The organism is Parafrankia irregularis (assembly GCF_001536285.1).
GTDB lineage: Bacteria > Actinomycetota > Actinomycetes > Frankiales > Frankiaceae > Parafrankia > Parafrankia irregularis.
The window spans coordinates 357,003-378,756 of the sequence record NZ_FAOZ01000007.1 but is presented as its reverse complement, the minus strand read 5'-3'; the positions used below and the strand labels follow the sequence as shown (position 1 = coordinate 378,756).

The 21,754-nt window shown below is 72.7% G+C and carries 21 protein-coding genes; 5 read left to right on the top strand and 16 right to left on the bottom strand.

The genetic code is table 11. The annotated features are described in order from the left end of the window. Positions 1-142 precede the first annotated feature (142 nt). From AWX74_RS14510 to AWX74_RS14490, 4 genes are all read right to left on the bottom strand, one after another. Positions 143-1,081 carry a DUF4232 domain-containing protein gene (locus AWX74_RS14510; protein ID WP_091276563.1) on the bottom strand — a complete coding sequence of 313 codons (939 nt, stop codon included), beginning with the start codon at positions 1,079-1,081 and terminating at the stop codon, positions 143-145. A 6-nt stretch (positions 1,082-1,087) separates the two neighbouring features. Continuing rightward, positions 1,088-1,843 (bottom strand): maleylpyruvate isomerase family mycothiol-dependent enzyme, encoded by a 756-nt coding sequence (locus AWX74_RS14505; protein ID WP_242666234.1) that lies wholly within the window; start codon positions 1,841-1,843, stop codon positions 1,088-1,090. 283 nt (positions 1,844-2,126) lie between these two features. Then, positions 2,127-2,930 (bottom strand): metallophosphoesterase family protein, encoded by an 804-nt coding sequence (locus tag AWX74_RS14495; protein ID WP_091276556.1) that lies wholly within the window; start codon positions 2,928-2,930, stop codon positions 2,127-2,129. Positions 2,931-3,086: 156 nt separating this feature from the next. Next, positions 3,087-3,707 carry a TetR/AcrR family transcriptional regulator gene (locus tag AWX74_RS14490; RefSeq protein ID WP_242666233.1) on the bottom strand — a complete coding sequence of 207 codons (621 nt, stop codon included), beginning with the start codon at positions 3,705-3,707 and terminating at the stop codon, positions 3,087-3,089. A 153-nt stretch (positions 3,708-3,860) separates the two neighbouring features. Here AWX74_RS14490 and AWX74_RS14485 point away from each other — a divergent pair, with 153 nt between their 5' ends. Then, the gene (locus AWX74_RS14485) at positions 3,861-4,970 is read left to right on the top strand and encodes an FAD-dependent oxidoreductase (protein WP_091276551.1); all 1,110 of its coding nucleotides are present in this window, start codon (positions 3,861-3,863) and stop codon (positions 4,968-4,970) included. Between the two features lie 22 nt (positions 4,971-4,992). On the opposite strand, the gene AWX74_RS14480 is transcribed toward AWX74_RS14485, so the two are convergent. From AWX74_RS14480 to AWX74_RS14450, 7 genes are all read right to left on the bottom strand, one after another. Then, a complete protein-coding gene (locus tag AWX74_RS14480; RefSeq protein WP_091276548.1) occupies positions 4,993-5,415 on the bottom strand; it encodes an ester cyclase in 423 nt (140 codons plus the stop codon). A gap of 86 nt (positions 5,416-5,501) precedes the next feature. After that, positions 5,502-6,194 (bottom strand): hypothetical protein, encoded by a 693-nt coding sequence (locus AWX74_RS14475; RefSeq protein WP_091276545.1) that lies wholly within the window; start codon positions 6,192-6,194, stop codon positions 5,502-5,504. A 182-nt stretch (positions 6,195-6,376) separates the two neighbouring features. Further along, a complete protein-coding gene (locus AWX74_RS14470) occupies positions 6,377-7,417 on the bottom strand; it encodes an ABC transporter substrate-binding protein (protein WP_091276542.1) in 1,041 nt (346 codons plus the stop codon). Between the two features lie 119 nt (positions 7,418-7,536). Then, positions 7,537-8,358 (bottom strand): ABC transporter ATP-binding protein, encoded by an 822-nt coding sequence (locus tag AWX74_RS14465; protein WP_091276538.1) that lies wholly within the window; start codon positions 8,356-8,358, stop codon positions 7,537-7,539. Further along, on the bottom strand, positions 8,331-9,266 hold the full coding sequence (locus tag AWX74_RS14460; RefSeq protein ID WP_091276534.1) for an ABC transporter permease subunit: 936 nt from the start codon (positions 9,264-9,266) through the stop codon (positions 8,331-8,333). Before AWX74_RS14460 ends, AWX74_RS14465 begins: the two co-directional genes overlap by 28 nt. A gap of 198 nt (positions 9,267-9,464) precedes the next feature. Beyond that, positions 9,465-10,727 carry a GNAT family N-acetyltransferase gene (locus tag AWX74_RS14455; protein WP_091276531.1) on the bottom strand — a complete coding sequence of 421 codons (1,263 nt, stop codon included), beginning with the start codon at positions 10,725-10,727 and terminating at the stop codon, positions 9,465-9,467. Positions 10,728-11,032: 305 nt separating this feature from the next. Continuing rightward, positions 11,033-11,791 carry an SDR family NAD(P)-dependent oxidoreductase gene (locus AWX74_RS14450; RefSeq protein WP_091276528.1) on the bottom strand — a complete coding sequence of 253 codons (759 nt, stop codon included), beginning with the start codon at positions 11,789-11,791 and terminating at the stop codon, positions 11,033-11,035. A gap of 122 nt (positions 11,792-11,913) precedes the next feature. On the opposite strand from AWX74_RS14450, the gene AWX74_RS42020 reads away from it, so the two are divergent. Together AWX74_RS42020 and AWX74_RS14440 are read left to right on the top strand one after the other, a co-directional pair. Then, on the top strand, positions 11,914-12,513 hold the full coding sequence (locus AWX74_RS42020) for a TetR/AcrR family transcriptional regulator (RefSeq protein ID WP_091276525.1): 600 nt from the start codon (positions 11,914-11,916) through the stop codon (positions 12,511-12,513). A 280-nt stretch (positions 12,514-12,793) separates the two neighbouring features. Next, the gene (locus AWX74_RS14440) at positions 12,794-13,777 is read left to right on the top strand and encodes a tyrosine-type recombinase/integrase (RefSeq protein WP_226931797.1); all 984 of its coding nucleotides are present in this window, start codon (positions 12,794-12,796) and stop codon (positions 13,775-13,777) included. Positions 13,778-13,813: 36 nt separating this feature from the next. Here AWX74_RS14440 and speB read toward each other — a convergent pair whose 3' ends face one another. The 4 genes from speB to AWX74_RS14420 form a co-directional block, all read right to left on the bottom strand. Beyond that, the gene (gene speB / locus AWX74_RS14435; protein WP_091276520.1) at positions 13,814-14,833 is read right to left on the bottom strand and encodes an agmatinase; all 1,020 of its coding nucleotides are present in this window, start codon (positions 14,831-14,833) and stop codon (positions 13,814-13,816) included. A 137-nt stretch (positions 14,834-14,970) separates the two neighbouring features. Further along, complete coding sequence (locus AWX74_RS14430) at positions 14,971-16,083, bottom strand: MFS transporter (protein ID WP_242666232.1); 1,113 nt, start codon at positions 16,081-16,083, stop codon at positions 14,971-14,973. A gap of 126 nt (positions 16,084-16,209) precedes the next feature. Further along, the gene (locus AWX74_RS14425; RefSeq protein WP_242666231.1) at positions 16,210-17,493 is read right to left on the bottom strand and encodes a cytochrome P450; all 1,284 of its coding nucleotides are present in this window, start codon (positions 17,491-17,493) and stop codon (positions 16,210-16,212) included. Positions 17,494-17,589: 96 nt separating this feature from the next. Beyond that, positions 17,590-17,985 carry a nuclear transport factor 2 family protein gene (locus AWX74_RS14420; RefSeq protein ID WP_091276513.1) on the bottom strand — a complete coding sequence of 132 codons (396 nt, stop codon included), beginning with the start codon at positions 17,983-17,985 and terminating at the stop codon, positions 17,590-17,592. 605 nt (positions 17,986-18,590) lie between these two features. Between AWX74_RS14420 and AWX74_RS14415 the strand changes: the two genes are divergently transcribed. Continuing rightward, on the top strand, positions 18,591-19,553 hold the full coding sequence (locus AWX74_RS14415) for a hypothetical protein (RefSeq protein WP_054570126.1): 963 nt from the start codon (positions 18,591-18,593) through the stop codon (positions 19,551-19,553). 106 nt (positions 19,554-19,659) lie between these two features. After that, a complete protein-coding gene (locus AWX74_RS14410) occupies positions 19,660-21,231 on the top strand; it encodes a bifunctional 3-(3-hydroxy-phenyl)propionate/3-hydroxycinnamic acid hydroxylase (RefSeq protein WP_091276510.1) in 1,572 nt (523 codons plus the stop codon). 22 nt (positions 21,232-21,253) lie between these two features. On the opposite strand, the gene AWX74_RS41260 is transcribed toward AWX74_RS14410, so the two are convergent. Then, positions 21,254-21,721: a hypothetical protein gene (locus AWX74_RS41260; protein ID WP_226930889.1), complete on the bottom strand. Its 468-nt coding sequence runs from the start codon at positions 21,719-21,721 to the stop codon at positions 21,254-21,256. Positions 21,722-21,754: the final 33 nt, after the last annotated feature.

Here is a 21,754-nt window from a genome sequence, read left to right as displayed (position 1 = left end):
TCGTTCTCTCGCACGGCCTCCGCGAGGCTAGCAGCGGGTCGCCACGGACTGCCAACAGGTTTTCCCGCAGGCGCCGTGGTCGGTGTACGCCGGTCAGCCGCGCACATGCGGTGCGAACCCCGTGCGGCCCGGTGGTGTGGTTTCACGGCGGGAGTTTCCAGGGGCTGACGGCCAGTGTGCCGGTGGTGCCGAGGTCGAGGCGCAGCGTCAGGGTCACCGGGGCGGCATCCGGCTGGGCCCGCACCCTGAGGTACGGGACGATGGGCGTGTCCGTGCGCCACGCGAGTTCGGATACGGCGCTCTCGCCCGGTTTCAGGACCAGCGGGTGGGCTGGTTCGTCGAATCCGGATCCTGGTAGCGAGATGCCGCTGACACCCCCGCTGCCGTGCGTGATCCGGGCACCGTCGACGGGTGACCGGTCGGTGTCCAGCAGTTCCAGCAACGGGTAGCCGTCGAGTGCGTAGTCGTCCGTCCCGCAGTTCTGCAGGTGCAGACCCACGACGCGCAGCCCCATCGCCGCGGTGTGATCGGAGGTGAGGCGCAGCCCCGAGGGTGGGCATCGTTCGGGCGGGGGCGGAAGCTCGGAGTCAGGCACCTTCGTCACCTCGGCGACCTTCACCCGGGTCACCGGGCAGGTGTAGGGGTCCTGCGTTTCGGGCTGGACCGTGCCGCGCACGGTCGCGCCGGGGCGCACCGAACGCACGACCTCGTCGGTGAAGGCCCCCACCTGGATGGTGCCCGCGAGGAACATGAACCGGATCGTGTAGGTGAACACCTCGGTGTCCTCGTTGTGGAGCTCGTAGGTGGCTGAGATCCCGGGGCCGCCGGTGGGGAGGGGGCGGATGACGGGATCGTCGTGGTGCCCGTAGTCGTCGAAGGCGGGTTCGGGGCATGGGGGAAGGCGGCCGGAGTACACGGTCATCGAGGTGATCCGGACACCGTCGACCGGCGGGACGGTGACGGCCTTCCGCTTCGCGGTCGGACCCCCGAACTCGTATACGACCAGTCGGACCGTGACTATCCCCAGCACGGTGAGAGCCAGCAGAAGTGCCAGAAGAATGATGGGGACAGGTCTGCGCATCGGAAGTCAGAAGGCGGTGCGGTCAAGCCAGGTGTCGAGAACCTTCGGATCGCCGGAGACTGTCAGCCTGGCGTCGCCGGCGGAGATCCGGCGCAGGGCGAGCAGATACAGGGCGACCGCGGCACCGGAGACGGTGGCCGTGGCGGTGGCGGTGGCGGGTTCCGCGGTCCAGGTGACGGTGTCTCCGCTGCGAACGATCGACCAGGCCGCGGCGCTGTCGGTCGCGGTCAGGGTGAGGCTGTTCCCGTCGTCGAGCGGTGTCGCGAACCAGGGCGCTCCGATCGCGAGCAGTTCGGACAGGCCGTCGGCGGCGATCGCGGGTGCCATGACCACGTCACGGCCGAGTGCCAGCAGCGCGTCGGCGCGGTGCCCGGTGGCCTCGTGCAGCCGGCGCCGGATCCACCACCGCGCTGGGCGCACCCCTGCGAACGGGGTCCACACCGGTACCTCGGCACCGGTCGCGTCGACCGCGGTGATGACCTGCCGGGCGCTGTCGCGCAGCCATTCGACCGCCGCCTGCTGATCGCGTGGCCGCCGCACGTCGGGGACGGTGGCGTAGTCGATGTTCTCGGTGCTGCGGTGCGTCACCATCGTCGCGGTCCAGCGATGCGCGCCGCCGACGTGGCCGACCAGTTGGGCCAGGGTCCAGCCTGGGCAGGTCGGGATGGGCGTGGTGGGATCGCAGTCGCGATAGAGATCCGCCAGCAGATCGGTCTCGGTCAGCAGCGCCTCCCGCACCGCCTCCGCATCCAGAGCAGTCACGATCTCGACCGTAGCCCATCGCACTGTTATCGGTACTCATGACGACAATCCCGGCGAGAACCCGACGGTTGTCGACGCTCTGGTGGCGGGGACCGTCCTGATGGCAGGCTGCCGGTCGTGGATTCTCCGGTGGTCGTCGCGGGTGTGGTCAACGTCCAGCAGACGATTCCGGTCGAGGGCTTTCCGGTCGCCTACACACCCGTCCGCTACCTGCCCCACGGTCTGCGGCTGGAGACCTCGGGTGTGGGTCTCAAGCGGCCCCCGACCGCGCCGTCGTCGCGCATCACCCGATACGGATCACTTCCGGAAGCCGGTACACGGCGAACGGGGCGCCGATGACCGGCGCGGCCACGTTTCGGACCTCCGTGCCGGCAGGCGTCGCGCCGGCTTCGGTCCCGTAGTGCGCGTGACCGTGCAGGGCCAGCTTCACCTGTCGCCGTTCGCTGGGGGCCATACCGGTCAACGGGAGTCCTTCTGTCCTGTTCTCTTGCTCTGGCCACGACACGGGTTCGCCGTCGATCGCCGCGCCGAGCAGGTGGCTGCCCAGGAACGGGTAGAGCTCCAACGGCTCACCCACCAGGGTGGTGCGGGTCGGCGCGTAGTGCGTGAGCGCTACGTGCAGGTCAACGTCAAGATCGTCCAGTGCGTGCCCTAACGCCTGCGCGGTTGCCGCGCCATGGCGGCCGAATACCTTCATCTCCGGCTCGCAGTGCTTCGCGATCGTGCGGCCGGCGAAACCTCCGCCGAATCCCTTGACGCCGGCGATCCCGACCCGGCCCTGCGCGGTGTCGACGACCGTCGCCGTTCCCTCCAGCACGGTCACGCCGGCATCGGTCAACATCTCGGTGAACGTCGTTTCCTCGCCACGCGCGTAGTCGTGATTGCCGAGAACGGCGATCACTGGCAGATCAAGCCCGCCAAACAGATCACACACCTCCGCGGCGGAATCGGTTCCGCCGTCCTGGGTGAGGTCGCCGGCGAGCAGGAGGAGGTCGGCTACCTCGGCTACGCGTTGGTACTCCGGCCGCAGTCGGGCCGCGGTGCCCGGCCTGGCGTGCAGATCTCCGACGGCTGCGATGCGAACCATGACCTGATCATCCTTGCAGGCCGCCCGACGAAGCGGCGACTACGAAATACTCCGGCGCCGCGATCTGGTGGTGATCCGCGCCAGCAGCATCCCCCCGGCTCCGACGGGCGGCGGCTGGAGACGTCCAGCCTGGGACGTCGCCGGGCGCGTCGTGGGTCAGGGTGAGACGCGGGCGATGCGGGCTTCGATGCCGTCGAGAAGGAAGTCGAGGCCGGCGCGGAAGGCCTGGTCGGCGTCCAGGTGGGGGCCGTCGTGGACGGCCGTGGCCAGGGCGGGAAACCGGCCGGTGGCGAAGGTCCGCTGCAGGTAGGGACCGTACGTCAGCTGCCACTGCCTCTTGTTCATCCCGGTGGCCCGCTCAGCCCGCCGCTCGGTGATCTCCCGGCGCACCACGCCGACGACATACGCGTCGACCGCGGCGATCGCCGGCACGGCGGTGCTCAGGTCGACACCGCCGAGCGCGGCTGTGACGGCCTCCAGCCTCGCCAGTGTGTGCGGTCCGAGCTGCGGTCGCCCACCGATCAGGTCGGCGAACCATTCGTGCCGGTGCGCGGCGTCGCGGGTGGCGTCGGCGAGGGAGCTCAACACCTCCCGCCAGCCGTTTCCGCTCGGGCGTATCTCGGCGTTGACCTCGTCGACCATCAGGTCGAACAGTTCGTCCTTGGTGGCGATGTAGCCGTACAGGCGCATCGGGCCGACGTCCAGTGCAGCGGCGACCTTGCGCAGCGACACCGCTTCCAGGGTGTCCGCGTCGGCCAGCCGGATCGCCGCTCGCACGATCCGCTCCCGGTTCAGCGGGGCCGGTACCGGCCGGTCCGGCGGCTCGGGCCTCTCCCACACCAGCATGCCGGCGACGATACGCTGCGCAATATCGATACAGCGTATCGATCAATACGGCGTAGCAGACGCTGGGACGGATCGGAGGCGGCGATGGTCATCGCCATCGTGGGAGCCGGGCTGGGCGGCCTCGCCCTTGCCCGTGTGCTGCAGGTGAACGGCATCGACGCCGTTGTGTACGAACGGGAGGCCTCACGCGACGCACGCGGTCAGGGCGGCATGCTCGACATCCATTCCGGGCAGCGGGCGCTGCGGGTGGCCGGCCTGATCGACCAGTTCCACGCGATCGCCCGCCCCGAAGGTCAGGACATGCGGCTTCTCGAGCCGAACGGCACCCTGCTGCTACAGCAGGACACACCCCCGGACGCCCCGTCCGAGCGGCCCGAGGTCGACCGTGGCGATCTACGCAACCTTCTGCTGGACTCGCTGCCCGGGCACACGGTGCGCTGGGGGCACGCGTTCGCGTCCGCCGACAACGGCGTGGCACGTTTCACCGACGGCCGCACCGCACCGTTTGACCTGCTGGTCGGCGCCGACGGCGCGGACTCCCGGGTCCGCGGGCTGCTCACCGACGCCCGTCCCGCGCACACCGGCCAGAACGCGGTCGAGCTCGGTATTCCCGACGTCGACCGGACCCATCCCGATCTCGCGGCGATGGTCGGGCGCGGCAACTACTGGGTGCTCGGCAACGGGCGGTCCCTGTCCGCGCAGCGGGGCGGCGACGGCCGTGTCCGCGTCTATCTCAGCTTCTACTCCACTGCCGAGGACTGGTTCGCCACCAGCGCGATCCCGTTCGAGGACCCGGCCGCGGCCCGGACGCGGCTGATCGACCTGTTCACCGGCTGGGACCCCCGGTTCACCGCGCTGATCGCGGCCTGCGACGACATGATCGTGCCGAGGTCGATCATGACTCTCCCCGCCGGCCTGACCTGGCCGGCGAGACCGGACGTCACACTGCTCGGCGACGCCGCGCATCTGATGCCGCCGGTGGGGCAGGGCGCCAACATGGCGCTGCTCGACGGTGCGCTGCTCGGCCTCGCGCTCGCCGCACATCCGGGCGACTTTCCTGCCGCTGTCAAGGAGTACGAACGCGAGATGTTCGAACGCACCAGTGCGGCCGCCCGGCGGTCCGCGGCGGTCCAGGAAATGCTGACGGCGCCGGACGCCAGCCGGAGAATGCTCGCGTTCTTCCAGCCGGACTGAGGCTGAGGGGACCGTTGCGAGCTCAGCGGTCGGGGCGGAGCTGGCGGCGTAGACGGGTCTCATCGAAGTAGATGCGGTTCTCTGTGACCAGACCACTGTCGACCCGGTACACCTCGACGATCCGCAGGGCCACGAGGTTGCCGCTCGCCGGGATCGGCGGCTCCCCACCGGTGGCCGTGTACGGGCCGGTGTGCCGGGCGGTCAGCGTGGACTCCTCGACGACCAGCGGGCCTTGCTCCACGAGCAGATGCGTGTCGACGTCGACGTCCTCGAAGGCGGACAGGAAGGCATCGCTGTGGTCGACCGCCGCCTCACGCCCGACGAGGCGCAACGCGCCGGGCGCCTCCATCACCACGTTCTCGGCGAGCAGGCCGAGCAGTGTCTCCCGGTCACCGGTCTCGAAGGCGGCGATCACCTTTTTCACCGTGTCCAGCGCGTCACCCATGCCGCCATACAAACCCACAACGCCTTCGGCGTGTGCACCGGATGGCAAAGGAACCGTGCCGCTGGGAAGCACACCCGCGTCCGTGTTCATGTCTCGGTCGGAGGTCCCGTCCTGGTGGCGGTGTGCCAGGGGCGGACGAGTCCACCTGCCGGGCAGGCCCACCAGGGTGCCCCGTCGTGAACCTCGGGGCGTAGGGGATGTGGGTGGCCGGGGCAGGCCGGGGCCGGGTCGGAGATCCAGGCGTCGGCCAGGGCGTCCTGCAGCCAGTTGGCGAGGTCGACGGCAAGCTCGGCCGGGTCGGTCGTGGGCTGGACACGGCGCTCGGTGGTGCCGCCGGACGGGTCGGTGCTGGTGACCAGCCAGAACCCCAGCCAGCCGACGAGTTCGGCCTGGTCAGGCTGCCCTGGCCGGTCAACCGGTCCGGGCTCGGAGTCCGAGTCCGGTGCCACGGGTCGGGCTGGCGGGGACTGCGCGGGGCCGAGGTGGGCGCGCAGCGAGGCGACGGCGGCAGGGTTGCGTTCCAGCCAGGCCGCGGCGGCGACGAGGTCGGCGTTGTCCGGTGCGGTGACGGTGACGGTGAGCTGGCGGGAGAAAGGGTGCAGTTCGGTGAGTGCCGCCGTCACCAGGTCGGTGACCCGGCGGCGGGCGGAGGCCAGGTGTTCGTCGGCGAGCAGTGGCGGTTGTGGGGCGGGGCCGGCTGCTGGCTCCTGCTCGTCGAAGGTGATGTCCAGGACGCTGACGTAGGCCCGCGACGGACGGTCCTGGGGATCGGACTGCATCTACTCACCGTAGCCGGATGCCGATCAGCCGGTCAGCCCTGTGGGGCTGTGGGGCTGCGGCCGGGGCGACCAGGTCCGGTGCAGCCGTCGCCGCCGCTGTCTGTCCGTCGGCACGGCGCGGGCGCCGCGGGTCTGACCGTCGCTTCCGAACACTGTAGTGGTCAGACCCGCGGCGTGACCGGTCAGCGGGGGGCGGTGGCGGTGACGGCGGCGTTGTAGCGGTCGGTGGTGAGCTTGGCGGCGTCGACCTTGGTGGGGATCAGTTTGGCGCCGTGGAAGGCATCGGCGATCTTCTGCACGTCGGCGATCACGGTGGCGTCGACGGCGACGGGCCGACGGTCCTGGCGGGCGACGGCGGTGCGGGCGACGTCCACGCTGATGTTGGTCTCCTTGGCCCAACGGTCAGCCCAGGTGTCCTTGTTGTCGATGGCCCACAGGCGGGCTTTGGCGAGGCGGACCAGGAAGTCGCTGATCGCCGCGGAGGTGGCCGGGTCGTCGAGGGCCTTGGCGCGGGCGACCTGGAAGCTGAGGCCGGCGACCAGGCCGTCGCCGTCGACGAGGACGCGGGCGTTCGCGGTCTGCTGGGCGATCGCGGTGTAGGGGTCCCAGATCGCCCAGGCGTCGATGTCACCCTTGCCGAACGCGGCCAGCGCGTCGGAGGGCTGCAGGATCGCGGGGGTGATGTCGTCGAACGTCAGGCCGGCCTTGGTCAGCGCGGCGAGCAGGTGGTAATGCGCCGACGAGCCCTGCGCGTAGGCGATCTTACGGCCGCGCAGGTCGGCGGGAGTGCGGATCGGGGAGTCCTTCGGTACGAGGATCGCCGCGCCGGAGGGGTCCTCGCGGTAGGCGCCGGCGATGCGGATGTCGGCGCCGGACGCGGCGGCGAACACGGCCGGGGTGTCACCGACCGAGCCGATGTCGATCGCGTTGGCGGCCAGCGCCTCCATCTGCGGCGGGCCGGAGGTGAAGGTGCTCCACTCGATCCTGTAGGGGACGCCGTCCAGTGCGCCGGCGCTGTCCAGCAGCGCCTGGACGGCGGTGGCCTTCTGGTCACCGATCCGCAGCGTGACCGAGGACAGGTCGACGCTGCCGCCGGTCGCGGTGGCCGCCGTGGTGTCGGGGTCGTCGTCGGAGCCTGAGGAGCAGCCGGCGGCGAACACGGCGAGCAGGAGCGGCAGGAGCGGCCAGACGGCCCATCTGCGACGACGGGCGGATGTGGACACGGTCGTTGTTCCCCTTCAGGGTCAGGTACGAATTCGGTGGCTGCGGATGCCGCGGTCAGCGGACGTCCGGCTCGGCGGACGCCTGCATCAGCTGGATCGGTGGCTCAGTGCTGGTTGGCTCAGTGCTGGCGGACGCCGAGCAGGTCGAGCAGGTGGACGCGCAGCGCCGACATCTGCGGGTCGGCGGGGTCGCGGGGGCGGGGTACCCGCACGGGGAGGTCGGCGTGGATGCGGCCGTCGCGCATCACCAGGGCCCGGTCGGCGAGGGCGAGGGCCTCGTCGACGTCGTGGGTGACCAGCACGACGGCGGGGGCGTGACGTTCCCACAGGCTGGCGATCAGGCCCTGCATGCGCAGCCGGGTGAGCGCGTCGAGGGAGGCGGTGGGCTCGTCGAGCAGCAGCAGGTCCGGGTCGCGGACGAGGGCGCGGGCCAGGGCGGCGCGTTGTGCCTCACCGCCGGAGAGAGTCAGCGGCCAGGCAGTGGTGCGGTGGCCGAGCTCGACCTCGTCGAGGGCGGCGAGGGCACGTTCGCGGGGCTGGGGGCCGGTCAGGCCCAGTGAGACGTTGCGCCAGACCCGCTTCCAGGGCAGCAGGCGGGGTTCCTGGAAGGCGACCGCGCGCCGGCGGGGCACGACGACCTGCCCGTCGGCGTCGCGGTCCAGACCGGCCAGGACCCTCAGCAGGGTGCTTTTGCCGCAGCCGCTGCGGCCGAGCAGGGCGACGAAGGTACCGGCGTCGATGTCGAGGTCCAGGCCGTCGATCACGCTGCGCGCACCGAACGCCCGGCTCAGGCCGCGGACCTGGACCGCAGGTGCGTCCGCCCGCTTCGGTGCCGGTGGTGTGTGACCGCCGGGGTGGGCGGTGGCGGCCGGGGTCGGCGGGTCGTCCACGGTGACCGTGGCGGTGATCGTGGTCACCGGCCGGAGAATCCGCGTCGCCATGACAGCGCTCCCTTTTCCAGCAGGCGGACAGCGACGTCGCTGGCCAGGCCCAGCAGGCTGTAGACGATCAGGCAGACGATGACGATCTCGGTCTGCAGGAACTCGCGGGCCTGCATCATCAGGAAGCCGATGCCCGCATCGGCGTTGACCTGTTCACCGATGACCAGGGCGAGCCAGCCCACGCCGAGGGAGTAGCGCAGCCCGACGAGGACGCCGGGCAGCGCGCCGGGCAGGATCACATGGACCACGAGCTGCCAGCGGCGCAGGCCGAGGGTCTCGGCGGCCTCGACGAGACGTCCGTCGACGTTGCGGATCGCGGCATAGGTGTTGAGGTAGATGGGGAACGCCGTCCCGAGCGCGACGAGGGTGATCTTCGGGGTCTCCCCGATCCCGAACCAGATGATCAACAGTGGGATGAGGCCGAGGAACGGCAGGGTGCGCAGCATCTGCATCGGTGCGTCGATGAGGTCCTCGCCGATGCGGAACAGGCCGGACAGCAGGCCCAGGACGAGGCCCGCGAGTCCACCGAGGAGCAGGCCGTAGGTGACCCGGCGCAGGGATACCACCAGAGCTTCGGGCAGGGAGCCGTCGCGGAGCAGGTCCCAGGCGGTGGTCACGATCGTGTCGGGGGCGGGCATGGTGTCGGGGGCGATCGCACCGGTGGTGGAGCCGAGCTGCCACAGGGCGAGCAGCAGCAGCGGGCCGATGCCGCGGCGGAGCAGCCGTGGGGGTCGCCACCCGAGCCGCCGGGTGGGGCGTTTCCCCAGCAGCGTCTCCGGTTCCGACGGTGGCCGGTCCCCTGCCGTGCCCGGGGTGGCGACCGCCGGGTGGGCGGTGCCGGCGTCGGCGGTGTCGACGAGGGTGGGTTCCTCGCCGATCGCTGGTGCCGCGGGGTGGACGGTCGACATTTCGCGGGGGATCCGTTCCTGAGCGCGGACTGAGCGCGGACTGGGCGGGTGGGTGTGCGCACCGCCGCCGGAACGTGCCGGTGGGTGGCGGGTGGTTCCGCGATGCTAGATCAAGTAGCGGATTATGTCCATCTAATCGGTAGAAATAGTGGAATGCTGGATGTGGGTCCGCCGGCCGGCCCCGCCCGGGGCCGGCGTTCAGGAACCGTTGGTGTTCAGGAAGCTGCACCAGGGGCCGCGGACGAGGTCGGCGAGCAGCTGGTAGCCGACGGCTCCGGGGTGGACGCCGTCACCGGCGGCGAGGCTGGCCGCCCACGCCGGCCGGGCCGCGAGCGCGTCGAAGACGCTGACGTAGGGGACGTCGAGGGTGCCGCAGACGGCCGCGTACCGCACGTCGAGTGCGCGGATGCGACTGTTCCTGGCCTCGTCGAGCCCGGGTGGCGGGCCGACCATCAGCACGGGCAGCAGCCCACCGGCCTCGGTGAGCAGGGTGCGCGCGGTGGCGACCGACTCCTCCAGCGGCACCCGCGGCCGCTGCCCGCCGACGGTGGTGTCATCGTCGTCGACGGTCGTGTCGTTGACACCGAAGGACAGCACCAGCCGGTTGTCGGTGCCCGCGGGCAGCCGCGGCAGGCATTCGCTCTTCCACCGGGCGTGGATCTGGGTGGAGGTCTCGCGGCGGATCCCGAGGTTGTAGGTCGTCAGGTACGTGCCGTCGGGGTCGGTGGCGGCGGCGAGACGTCCCACCCAGCCCAGGCGGGTGGGGTCACCGACACCGGCGGTGAACGAGTCCCCGAGGAAGCACACCCGGACGTCACGTCCGGTGTGCGGGCCGACCGGCGCGGATGCCGGCCTGGATGTCGTGGATGTGGTCGTGGGTGGCTCGCCGTTCAGGGGGCGGGTGAACACGATGCGGTGCAGCCCCGGCCCGTCATGGTCCCGGTGGGCGGTGACCCTGCCGTGCGGGATGTCGGGCTCGGACGTTCGGCCGTCGACGGCGTCGGAGATGTCGACGGTGATGTCACCGGGTTCGACGCGGAAACCGAGCGCGGTGTGGAACGCCAGCGAGGTGGTGTTGCCCGGGCTGGTGATACAGCGGACCTGCCGACGGCCGTACCGCGCCGCGTCGGCGAAGAACTGGCGGTAGAGGGCGGCGGCGACGCCGTGGCGGCGCAGCGCCGGGTCGACCCCGACGAAGTGGATGTAGGCGACGTCGGGCTGCGACGGTGACAGCAGGCCGATGAGGAACGCGGCGACCGTGCCGTCGGCGTGTTCGACCAGGTAGCTGCTGGCGGTGAAGTGCTCGAAGAACAGCCGCGGCAGCAGCCGGCTGCGTTGCAGGGAGCCGGCGTCACCGCCGAAGCCGGCCCACCAGTCGTCCAGGACGGCCAGCACCCGTGGCTGGTCGTCAGCGCGGGGGCGACGTGCCACCAGACCACCCGGAAGATCCTCTTTGATCATCGGATCACCCTGGCAGACAGGCTGCGGCGAGGCCAGGTGTTTTTCCCTCCCCCGGTCGGACCGGAGGAGGGATGGGTGCCGTTGCCAGGTGGATGCGCACGACGGGGTGTTCGGTCTCGAACTCGACGGAACGGAACTCCAGGAACCGGTCGATGATCTCCTGGGGCAGGCCGGCCAGGTCGGATTCGCGCAGGCCGTAGTCGTGCTGGTTGGTCAGACGTCGTGTCGTTGCCGGCGCACTCCCCCGCCCTCCCGCCGGCGTCGTCTCGCCGCACCCCGCGGCGCAGCCGCCGGCCGCAGCACGACTACAGCGCGGACCAGCCGCCGTCGACCGTCAGGGTGGCGCCGTGGATGTTGGCCGCGGCCGGGCCGGCGAGGAAGACCGCGGCGGCGGCGACCTCGTCGAGGGTGCTGGCCCGCCGCGACGGGACCCGCGCCAGCATCGGCGCTAGATGATCACTGATCGCCTCGGTCCGCCGGGTGAGGGTGGGGCCCGGCGCGATGGTGTTGACCCGCACCCCCCGCGGGCCGTACTCGGCGGCCCAGGAGCGGGTCAGGGAATGCAGCGCGGCCTTGGAAGCACCGTAGAGCGCGGACCCGGCCATGCCGATCAGCCCGTTGACCGATCCGATGTTGATGATCGCCCCACTGCCGGCGGCGGCCATCGCGGGCGCGAACGCCGCGGTGAGCAGGAACGCTGCCGTGACGTTGACGGCGAGCACGCCGGTGATCACGTCCTCGTCGACCTGGTCGGTGGGTGCCGGGTCGACGAGGCGGGCGGCGTTGTGGACCAGGATGTCCAGCGGCCGCCCCGTGGTGTCGTGGACGGCGGCGGCGAGCCCGGTGACGGCGGCGGAGCCGCCGGCGAGGTCGGCGCGCAGGAACGTGGCCGTGCCACCGGCGGCGGCGACGGCGGCGACGACGTCCCGCCCGCGGCCGCTGTCGCGGCCGGTGACGAGGACATGGGCGCCAGCGGCGGCGAGCTGCGTCGCTATCGCGGCTCCGATGCCGTCGGTGGAGCCGGTGACCAGCGCGGTCTGGTCCTGCAGAGGGGTGACGGTCATGGCGGGCGACCTGCCTTGTGATGGTGGGGGCGGTGTTCGGCTGGTGCGGTCTGGCTGGTGCCGGGTCGGACTCTGCCCCACAGAAATTGGACCCGCAAGTCCAGAAATGGGAGGGTGGGGCCATGGCACGGGCGTTGACGTCGAAGGGCGAGGCCACCCGGGCGCGCATCATCACCGGCGCGGCGGCGCGGATCCGCACGCACGGCGTCGCCGCCACGACGCTGGACGACATCCGCGAGCAGACCGCGACCAGCAAGAGCCAGCTGTTCCACTACTTCCCCGGCGGCCGTGAGGACCTGCTGCTCGCGGTGGCCCGCCATGAGGCCGACCAGGTGCTCGCCGACCAGCAGCCCCAGCTGGGGGCGTTGACATCGTGGGCCGCGTGGGAGGGCTGGCGGGACCGGGTGCTGGCCCGCTATCAGGCACAGGGCCGGGACTGTCCGCTCGGGGGGCTGCTCACCCAGGTGGGGCGGGCGACTCCCGGGGCGCAGGCGGTGGTGGCGGAGCTGATGGGCCGTTGGGAGGCGGAACTGGCCGCTGGCGTGGCGGCGATGCGGGCCACCGGTCAGGTCGGCGCCGAGGTGGACCCGGCCCGCCATGCCGCCGCGCTGCTGGCCGGCGTGCAGGGCGGGGTGTTGATGCTCATGTCCACCGGTCGGCTGACCTATCTGCAGGCCGCGTTGGACGTCGGGATCGGCGCCCTGCGCCACGCCGGCCGGTAGGGGCCGGTCGCCGCCGGCCCCGCGCCGCGGCGGAGCCTACGATCATCGAGCAGGGGCATGGCGGCGGGGTGGGAGGGAGCCGGTGGTGGTCGGGCAGAGTGTCGACGACGATCGCGATGGTGACGGTCGTGACGGCGCGTTGGCGACTCCCTCCCCTGCTGTCACCGTGGCCGGCCCTCCAGCACCGGCCGACCCGGCTGACCCGTCCGGCACGCCCGGCGCGACCGAGACACTCGCGGGTGAGGTGCTGGAAGGCGAGGTGGTGGGCGCCGGCGGTGCGATGGTGCCCGGCGGGCAGCTCGGGGGGGAGCTCGCGGAGCCGTTGGCCGAGCGGGTCGGGGATTATGCCCGGGCATCGCGGTCGGCGGCGACGTGGCGGGCCTACGACGCGGACCTGCGTCATTTCCGGGCCTGGTGCGCCGGCCAGCCGGTGGCGCTGGTCGCCGTCCCCGCCACCGCCGTCACCGTCGCCGGGTACATCGCCGCGCTCGCCGACGACGGGTACGCCCCGTCGACGATCCGCCGCCGGCTCGCGGCGATCTCGGTCGCCCACCAGCTGGCCCGGGTGACGAACCCGACCGCGGCGGCGGAGGTGTCGGCGGTGTGGAACGGTATCCGCCGTTCTCGCGGGGTGCGGCCGAGCCGGAAGGCGGCGTTGGACACGTCGCTGCTGTCGCGGGTGGTCGCCGGGCTGGACGACACCCACCTCGCCGATGTGCGGGACCGGGCGCTGCTGCTGGTGGGGTTCGCCGGCTGCCTGCGCCGCAGCGAGCTGGTCGGCCTGGACACCACCGACCTGGTGGAGACCGACGACGGGCTGGTCGTGACGGTGCGCCGCTCCAAGACCGACCAGGAGGCCGCCGGGGCACAGGTCGGCCTGGCGTACGGGTCGTACCGGCCGACGTGCCCGGTGCGGGCGTGGCGGGGCTGGGTCGCGGCGGCCGCGGCGGCGGGCACACCGCTGGCCGACGGGCCGGCGTTCCGCGGAATCAACCGGCACGGGCAGGTCGGCACGGTGCGGCTGTACCCGGGATCGGTGGCGCGGATCGTGCAGCGGCGGGTGGCCGCCGCCGGGCTGGACCCGGCCGACTTCGCCGGTCATTCGCTGCGGTCGGGGTTCGCGACAGCCGCGGCCCGCGCCGGGGTGAACGACCGGTCGATCATGCGGCAGGGCCGCTGGCGGTCGGCGGCGTCGCTGGAGTCGTATGTGCGGGCCGGGCGGCTGTTCGACGCGGACAACCCGTCCGGGCGGGTCGGCCTGTGACCGTGCGCCGCGCCTGCTGAGCCTTCCGAGGTCCGCCTATGCCGTCGCGGCGGGCGCGGGCGCGGCCATGGCGTCGGTGGGCACGGTGTGGGCGGGTCGGGAGCGCGCCGGGTGCGGGGCGACAGCCATGGTCGACACGATCTCGTACGCCGTGTGCGCCGCGGCGATCCCGGTGATCTGGGCGTGGTCGTAGGCGGGCGCCACCTCGACGATGTCACCGGACACGACGTCCACCGAGGCGAGCTCACGGAGCAGGACCAGCAGTTCCCGGCTGGTCAGCCCGCCCGCCTCGGGGGTGCCGGTGCCGGGTGCGTGGGCCGGGTCGAGGACGTCGATGTCCACGGACACATACACCGGCCGGCCATCGATCCGGGCCCGCAGGCGCTCCGCGGCGGCACGGACGCCGTCCAGCTCGATCTCGGTGGCGGTGATGACGGTGAAGCCGAGCCGGGCGTCGTCGGTGAGATCGGTGTCGGCGGGAAGGGGACCGCGCACCCCCACGTGGATACTCGCCTCCATGTCGATCAGCCCTTCCTCGACGGCGCGGCGGAACGGTGTGGCGTGGTTGAAGGCGCTGCCGTAGGAGCCTTCCCAGGTGTCGAGGTGGGCGTCGAAGTGGGCGACGGCGACCGGCCCGCGCACGGCGGCGACCGCGCGCAGCAGCGGAAGCGAGATGGTGTGGTCGCCGCCGATGGTCAGCAGCCGGGCACCGCCGTCGAGCAGGTCCCGCGCGTGGCGTTCGATCGCGGTGAGCGCGGCGGGCAGGTCGTACGGCCCGGCCGCGACGTCACCCGCGTCGGCGACCTGCAGTGTCTGGAACGGCGCGACACCCAGCTGCGGGTTGTACGGCCGCAGCAGCCGTGAACTCTCCCGGATGTGATTCGGGCCGAACCGGGCACCAGGGCGATAGCTCACCCCCGAGTCGAAGGGAACTCCCAGGACAGCGACGTCGGCCCGGCTCACCTCGTCGAGCCGGGGCAGTCTGGCGAACGTTCCCAGGCCCGCATAGCGCGCAAGCCCCACCGGCTCCCGCGGGCTGTTCTGGATCGGGGACACGGGCGACTCCTCGTCGGATCGGGACGCAGGCAGCTCCCAGCATGAACGCCGCGGGACAATCCACCCATGGTGATCTGGGGTGATGAGCCGGCTGGTTTGTTGCCGGGGCGGGCGGGCCGACCGGGTCGCATTCCTTCTCAGCGGCGCCAGGTCACGGCGAGCACGAGGACGGGTAGCGCGGCGCAGCCGAACAGCACCGCCGGCCCGGCCCAGGCCGACCCGAGAGCCCACAACCCGAACGATGCCAGCGAGGTGACCTCCGCGGCCGAGCCGGCCAGTGAGCTGACCGTGGCCCGGGAGGAGTCGGCGGTCTCGCGTTGCAGGCGGGTGTCGGCCTGCACGGCGGCCCACCGCAGCACACCGAAGGCCACCGCCACCCCGACCAGCCCGGCCGGTGTGGCGCTGAACGCGCCGACGGCGAGCGCGCAGCCACCGCCGGCCAGGACCCGGCCGGGATGCTCGGTGCCGCGGTCGGCGAGCCAGCCTCCGGCGGCGTCGCCGGCCAGGATCAGCCCGTAGCCGAAGGGGACCGCGGTGAGCGCGAGACCCGTGTCGGCGATGAGCAGCGGCAGGTACTCGTCGAGGGAGAGCACCGCGGCGAGACCGGCGACCGCCACGACGGCGGCCCGCACCGGTGCCGCCCCGCGCAGCGCGGCGACCCCTTCACGCAGGACCTGGCGTGCTCCCGGCTCGTTCACATCCTCCTTCGTGTCGCCGGATGCCGCGACATCGCGCTCCGGCAGTGGGCGCACGCGCGTGTCGGGGAGGGTGAGGGCGACGACGGCGGCCATCAGTGGCGCGGCGACGCTGGCGACGCCGACGGCGGTGAATCCACCCGCGGCCAGCACGGGGCCGGCGGCGAGGGCGCACAGCAGCGCCGAGACGGTGCCGACCGCCTCGGCCCGTCCGATCAGCCGCGGGTAGGCGCCGGCGCGGCCGAGGACGGCCAGTTCGGTGTGGATGTGGGCCTGCCAGGTACCCGACCGCAGTGAGCCGCCGACACCCCAGAGCACGAAGCCGGCGGCGAAGGTGCCGTAGCCCGGTGCCAGCGTCCACAGGGCGAACGCCGCCGCGGACAGCAGCGGCGACACGACCAGCAGAAGCCGCCGCGACACCAGGTCGGCGAGCACACCGGAAGGGACCTCGGTGAGAAACGCCGTCAGCGACCACAACGCGAACAGCGACGACACCGCGGCCGGCGACAGCCCGTGCTCGGTGAACAGCAGCGCGTACAACGGGTAGAGCAGCACCGCGTCCTCGCACGCCGCGTACGCGTACAGCCGGCGGGCGAGGCCCGCCTCAGTCCGGGAGCGACCGGAGCATCAACATCGTCGCAGTCTCATGCCGGTGACCCTACGCCGCCGGGCATCGGGTGCCTACCGGGCGGTGCGCGCCGACGTCCCGACGTGGACGGGGATGGTCTCCCAGCCGCGCAGGACGCGGGTCGGGCGGCGGCGCGGCGTGCCGGCGAGCGCCAGGTCGGGGAACCGTTCGAACAGCAGCCGCAGACCGATCTCCCCTTCCAGCCGGGCCAGGGCCGCGCCGAGGCAGAAGTGGATGCCGCCGGAGAACGCCAGATGGTCCCGGGCGTTGGCGCGCTGGACGTCGAGGACATGCGGGTTGGGGAACACCGCCGGGTCGCGGTTGGCGCCCGCGAGCATGACGACGACGAGTTGCCTGGCCGCCATGGCGACGCCGAGGAGCTCGGTGTCGGCGCCGGCGACGCGGGTGGTGAGCGCCACCGGGGATTCGACCCGCAGGATCTCCTCGATCGCGTTCGGCCAGCGGGACGGGTCGGCGCGCAGCGACTCCAGCTGTTCGCGATGTTCGAGCAGCGCCAGGGTGCCGCTGCCGAGCAGGTTGACGGTCGTCTCGAAGCCGGCTGCGAGCAGCAGCTGGGCGGTGGCGGTCAGCTCGGTCTCGGTGAGCTGCTCACCGTCGCCGGTGAGGCCGACGAGCCGGCTGAGGATGTCGTCGCCGGGAACGCGCCGCAGCTGTGCGAAGTGGCCGGCGAACCAGCTGTTGACGGCTCGCTGCGCGGCTTCGACCCGCTGGAAGTCCGCGTAGGGCAGGCCGACGTCCAGGGTGGCGGCGGCGTCGGCGCCCCAGCGCAGGAACTGGGCGCGCATGTCGGCGGGGACACCGAGGATGGTCGTGATGACGGTCACCGGCAGCTGGGCGGCGTATCGCTCGACCAGGTCGACGGTGCCCTCGGCGGCCATGACGTCGAGCAGGTGATGGGCGGTGCGTTCGACCTCGCCGCGTAGCGCGTCGATCGCGCGGGCGGTGAACACCCGGGAGACGAGGCGGCGCAGGCGGGTGTGGTCAGGGGGGTTCACGGCGAGCAGCGACGGCGGGTCGATCGGCCCGCTCGCCGCCGGGTCGTAGCTGATCCGGGCCAGTGCCCGCAGCGGAAGCGGCAGTTTGGACAGGTCGCCGGCGGCCCGGAACGCGTCGTCGCGCAGCAGCGCCGCCGCGGCCGGGTGGCTCGCGGTCACCGTCGCCAGCCGGCCCTGGACGAACGGGCCGGCGGCGCGCAGGTCGTCGTAGACCTTCAGCGGGTCGGGGGCGGAGGCGGGGTCGATCGTCGCGAGCGTCGCCAGGTCGCCGCGGCGGTGCGCCTGTCTCAGCGCGAGCCGCACCGCACCGTGTTTGGACACCCAGCGCATCCTGGACCGCACCGACATCCAGTCCACCTCCGACGTGCCGCTCCCACGACGTGCTCTCCCAGACGCTCCCGCCCGTGCCCTCGGCGGTTACAGGCGGGCGTCGACGAAGGCCTGCGGGTAGTGACACCGCCATTCGACGATCTTGCCGGCGTCGTCGAGACGCAGGTAGTCGACGCCGCCCGCGGACGTGCCGTCGGCGAAGGTGAAGCCGTAGACGAACACGACCGTCTGGGTGCTCACCAGGGACGATTCGATGCTGTACCGGATGCCGGGCAGGCGGCGCATCGAGTCGTCGATGTAGTCGCGGAAGGCGTCGTAGCCCTCGACGGTCACCTTCCGCGGGTCACCGGTTCGCCGCGCGACGAACGGCGAGCTGAACACGATGTCGGTGCCGATCGGCTCCATCACGAGGTCGACGTCGTACTGGTTGAACCCGTCCTCCCAGTGCCGGGCTAACGCCGCCGTGAGCTTCTGGGTGATCATCGCTGCCTCCTGGGATCGCGAGGCGCCCGTTGCGAGGCCCGACGCCGACCGGCCACCTCCGCGGTTCGAGGCAGGCCAACACTAGGCGATCGTTCACCCCACCGCCAAGACTTAGTGAACACTTGCTCATCGACGGATCTCGCGTTCCGCGGGCGCACGACACGAAGGTTCCGCGGCGCGCGACGCGAAGGTTCCGCGGCGCGCGACGCGAAGAGGGACGCCCCTCGTAACGCCGTAACACACCACATTCCCGCTGAAACCTGTACTCCACACCAGGACGTGGACAACAATCGACGTACAGCAGGAGCCAAGCCTGGCAGCAGGAGCGCGATGGTGCCAGGCCACCACGACATCACATATCCACTGCGCGCTGCGACCCCGGACGCGGTAGCGTGCGATGGTCACCGACCGTCGCCGCAATGGTGACACAGCGCCGCAATGGTGATGCAACGCACCGAAGCGGTCGAGGCACCAGCGGTCCGGATCAACCGGTCCGCGCCACGCCCCGGACCGTCGCGGGGCGTGGCACCGGCACTGCCCGGCCCCGCCGGGAACGTAACGGCCCCAGCAGCCCCGCAACGGGCCGGGGGCGGGAAGGACGTGGGATGAGTCGGGTCGAGCTGCCCGAGTCCGTCCACAGCGACCGGCACGGGCTGGCCGCGGCGTCCCGTGCCGCCGCGATGCTCTCCCGGGAGATCGCCTACGCCGACCCGGACCCGCTGACCATGGCGGAGTTCGACGACCGGCTGCACCGCTACGCCACCACCCTGCTGACCACCCCACCCACCCTGCTGCTGCGCCCGGTCATCTCCGACTGGCGCCGCGCGCAGGCCGCGCTGGGCCGGCGGCTGTCCCCGGCCACCCACCGTGAGCTCACCGGCATCGCCGGTTTCCTGTCCTTCTACCTGGGGGTGCTCGCCGTCGAGTCGGGTGACGACCCCTCGGCACGGCGGTTCGCGACCCTCACCGACCAGTTCGCCGCCCAGCTCGACGATCCGCTGCTGACCGGGACGGCGGCCACCCTCGACGCGCTCGTCGCGTTCGTCACCGGCCGTTACGACGCCGCTGCCGGTGCCGCCCGGCGCGCCGCCGCGGCCGGGCACCCCTACCTGTGCGGGTGGGCGGCCGCGATCGAGGCGGCGGCCGCGGCGACCCTCGGCGACAGCGACACCGCGCTGATCGCGCTGGACCGCCTCGCCACCCGGCCCTGCGTGCAGGGCCTGCGCCATCCGGGCTGGCCGGCGTTCGACGAGGTCCGGGAGGCCTGCGCCGTCGCCGACGTGGTCGCCCGCATGGGCGGTGACAGCGCCGCCGACCTGGCCCGGATCGCGGTCGACCTGACCAGCTCCGGCACGATCGAACGCGGCTGGGCGCTGGCCTGCCTGGCCAGCGCCCTGGCACCGGACGACCCGCCGCAGGCCTCCCGGCTGCTCGGTGACATCGTCGCGATCCTCGACGTGCATCCCTCCCGGATGCTCAGCCGCCGGGTCAACGAGATCGTCTCCGTCGCCGGGCCCGGGCTGCTGCCGCTCATCCCCTACACCGGCCCGGCCGAAGCCTCCGCCTGAGGCTTCGGCCGGGTCCACCGTTTCCGGGCCGTCGGGGCCGGGAGAACGCCGGCGACAGCCACCCGTATCTTCTACGCTTTGTAGAAACCTGCGGATGGGGGCAGCGATGACGACGGCGGATGTGCTGGTTGCCGGATGCGGGCCGGTGGGCGCGGTCCTCGCCGCGATGCTCGGCGAGCGGGCGGTGTCCGTGCTGGTGGTGGATCCGGCCATCGGCACATATCCCCGTCCGCGCGCCGCCGGCCTGGACGAGGAGGTGCTACGCCTGCTCGTCCGCCTTCGGGGGATGGCCGGGCTGCTCGACGAGGTCCACCCGTCGGCCCGGGCGACGTTCGTCGGACCGGACCGACGTCTGCTGCTCGCCGCGGGCCAGGGCCCCGCCGAGCTCGGCGTCCCCGTCGGAGCGTTCATCCACCAGCCATCCCTGGAACGTTCCCTGCGCGCGGGCATCGCCGACCTGCCCTCGGTGGACGTCCGCCTCGGGGTGGGGGTGAGCGGGCTGCGTGAGAGCCCCGACGCGGTGCAGGTCGATCTGGACGACGGCAGCGTCGTCCGGGCCCGCTGGGTGGTCGGCTGCGACGGCGCGTCCAGCACCGTGCGCACCCTGATCGGCGCCGGGTACGAGGGCACGACCTTCGCCCAGCCCTGGCTCGTCGTCGACGCACGCTCACCCGGGCCGCTGCCCATGCCTGCCGACATCGCCTTCGTTCTCGATCCGCGCCGGCCGGCGGTGACCATGCCCATGCCGGGCGGACACCGATGGGAGTGGATGCTGCTTCCCGGCGAGGATCCCGCGCGGATGACCCGGCCGGAGACGGTCACCCGCCTGCTCACCCCCTGGATCGACCCGGGCACGGTCACGATCGAACGGGCCGCCGTCTACACGTTCCACGCCCGGATGGCCAGCCGGTGGCGGGTCGGCCGGGTGCTGCTCGCCGGGGACGCGGCGCACACCATGCCACCGTTCGCCGGGCAGGGCCTCGCCTCCGGCATCCGGGACGCCGCCGCGTTGGCCTGGCGGCTGACCGAGGTCGTCACCGGGCGCCGCGACCCGCGGACCCTCGACGACTACGAGCGGGAACGCCGGCCCCAGGTGGCGGCGATCACCACCCGCGCGATCCGCGCCGGACGGGTCGTGCAGACCACCAGCCCCACCCGCGCGGCGCTGCTGCGGACGACACTGCGCACCGCCGCGCACACCCCCGGTCTGCGCCAGGCGCTGCGCTCCGGGGCGGCGCGGCCCCGGACCCGCCTACCCCGGGCGGCGCGCACGCCGCGCGATGGTGGCCGCTGGGCCGGCCGGGTCCTGGCGAACCCGCGGGTACGCACGTCGGCCGGTACGACCGGCCACCTCGACGACCTTCTCGGCCTGTCCTGGGCGCTGCTCGGGCTCGGTGTCGACCCCGGCGAGCACCTGCCCCCGCAGGTCCGACGGTGGGCGGACCGTCACGGTGCCGCCGTGGTGACGGTCACCGGCCCCGGCCGGGCCGGTGACATCCGCGCGGGCGGCCCGGCCGGCAAGGACCTTGTCGTCGAGGACCTTGAGGGCACCGTGCTGTGCATGCGTGGGCGGCATGGCCGCGCACGGATCGCCGTCGTTCGGCCGGACCGCTACCTGCTCGGCGTCTTCGAGCCGTCGCACCTGCCGAACGCACTCTTCGACCCGGACGAGCTCTGACGGACGCCGACGGGCCGCCCTCTCAGGCGGACAGCCGGCCCGCGGGGCTGGTGGCCGCGGCCATCCGGTCGCGGCGGCGGGCGAGAAGCCGCTCGGCCAGCGCGTCGGCGCGTTCCATGTCGTCGAGGGTGGCCCGGGTGCGGTCCTCGACCTCCAGGATCGCGGCGAGCAGCTCGGCGGACAGCCGGGTCCGCGCGGCGACCCGCGCCACGCTCGGCGGCAACGCCCGTCCGGTCGGACCGGCGGGTGGGGCCGCACCGTCACCGGTGCCGGCGGGCCGGCGGACCGTCAGGACCGCACCCTGAGTGCGACGTGAACGGACCCGCGGGTCGCGATCTCCCGCGATGTCCGGGCCCGGACGGGCCGGTAGCGCCGCGGGATGGCCGGCGGCGGTGGGACGCCCACCGACGCGCGCGGCGGGGCGCGCGGCCGGTACGGGCCGGTCGACGGGACGACGCTCGGGGCGGTCGGAGCGGTGCAGCAGAGCCATGTGTCCAGTCATACCTGTGACACAGCGTGAGGC

What these genes read in the sequence shown, in the direction of transcription:
- AWX74_RS14415 (WP_054570126.1), top strand. Translation starts at nt 18,591, where the DNA reads ATGAGTCGGGTCGAGCTGCCCGAGTCCGTCCACAGCGACCGGCACGGG.
- AWX74_RS14465 (WP_091276538.1), bottom strand. Translation starts at nt 8,358, where the DNA reads ATGGCGACGCGGATTCTCCGGCCGGTGACCACGATCACCGCCACGGTC.
- AWX74_RS14510 (WP_091276563.1), bottom strand. Translation starts at nt 1,081, where the DNA reads ATGCGCAGACCTGTCCCCATCATTCTTCTGGCACTTCTGCTGGCTCTC.
- AWX74_RS14455 (WP_091276531.1), bottom strand. Translation starts at nt 10,727, where the DNA reads ATGATCAAAGAGGATCTTCCGGGTGGTCTGGTGGCACGTCGCCCCCGC.
- AWX74_RS14485 (WP_091276551.1), top strand. Translation starts at nt 3,861, where the DNA reads ATGGTCATCGCCATCGTGGGAGCCGGGCTGGGCGGCCTCGCCCTTGCC.
- AWX74_RS41260 (WP_226930889.1), bottom strand. Translation starts at nt 21,721, where the DNA reads ATGGCTCTGCTGCACCGCTCCGACCGCCCCGAGCGTCGTCCCGTCGAC.
- AWX74_RS14460 (WP_091276534.1), bottom strand. Translation starts at nt 9,266, where the DNA reads ATGTCGACCGTCCACCCCGCGGCACCAGCGATCGGCGAGGAACCCACC.
- AWX74_RS14450 (WP_091276528.1), bottom strand. Translation starts at nt 11,791, where the DNA reads ATGACCGTCACCCCTCTGCAGGACCAGACCGCGCTGGTCACCGGCTCC.
- AWX74_RS14410 (WP_091276510.1), top strand. Translation starts at nt 19,660, where the DNA reads ATGACGACGGCGGATGTGCTGGTTGCCGGATGCGGGCCGGTGGGCGCG.
- AWX74_RS14440 (WP_226931797.1), top strand. Translation starts at nt 12,794, where the DNA reads ATGGTGCCCGGCGGGCAGCTCGGGGGGGAGCTCGCGGAGCCGTTGGCC.
- AWX74_RS14475 (WP_091276545.1), bottom strand. Translation starts at nt 6,194, where the DNA reads ATGCAGTCCGATCCCCAGGACCGTCCGTCGCGGGCCTACGTCAGCGTC.
- AWX74_RS14495 (WP_091276556.1), bottom strand. Translation starts at nt 2,930, where the DNA reads ATGGTTCGCATCGCAGCCGTCGGAGATCTGCACGCCAGGCCGGGCACC.
- AWX74_RS14480 (WP_091276548.1), bottom strand. Translation starts at nt 5,415, where the DNA reads ATGGGTGACGCGCTGGACACGGTGAAAAAGGTGATCGCCGCCTTCGAG.
- AWX74_RS14420 (WP_091276513.1), bottom strand. Translation starts at nt 17,985, where the DNA reads ATGATCACCCAGAAGCTCACGGCGGCGTTAGCCCGGCACTGGGAGGAC.
- AWX74_RS42020 (WP_091276525.1), top strand. Translation starts at nt 11,914, where the DNA reads ATGGCACGGGCGTTGACGTCGAAGGGCGAGGCCACCCGGGCGCGCATC.